1 pseudogene is annotated in these 452 nt (G+C 71.7%); it reads right to left on the bottom strand.

Going from position 1 to position 452, the window contains the following annotated elements:
* A pseudogene (locus RNB18_RS51990) lies at positions 1 to 445 on the bottom strand (D-2-hydroxyacid dehydrogenase family protein); the annotation flags it as partial.
* Positions 446 to 452: the final 7 nt, after the last annotated feature.

Genomic DNA, 452 nt, shown 5'->3' with positions numbered 1-452 from the left:
GCGTCCGGCCGTGCAGATCGGCGCCCAGGGTGGACTGCCAGGGCCCCTCCGCGCGCAGGCCGTTGGCCTCGGGGACGATCGAGCGGGCGAGGCCGAGCAGCAGGGCCCAGGTGAGCTCGACGGGCGGGGTGGAGGAGCTGGCGGTACCGCAGACCGTGACCCCGTGCCGTTCGGCGGCGGCGAAATCGATCACGGAGTTGCGCATGCCGGAGGCGATCAGCAGCCGCAGCCGGGGCAGCAGCGCGAACACCTCCGCCGGGAACGGGACCCGCTCGCGCAACGTGACGACGATGTCGAACTCCGCGAGGGCCGCGGCCACCTCCTCCGTGGAGCCCAGATGTTCGGTGAAGGTGACGACCTCCACATCGGCGGTGACGGGGGACCAGTCGGCGACGGTGGTGGCGGCGGACTGGAAGTCCTCGATCACGGCGCAGCGCAGCTTCATGAAGAAC

Source organism: Streptomyces doebereineriae (assembly GCF_031845645.1).
Taxonomy (GTDB): Bacteria; Actinomycetota; Actinomycetes; order Streptomycetales; family Streptomycetaceae; genus Streptomyces; species Streptomyces canus.
Note: the sequence above shows the minus strand (reverse complement) of the source record. Positions and strands in the feature narration are given on the sequence as shown.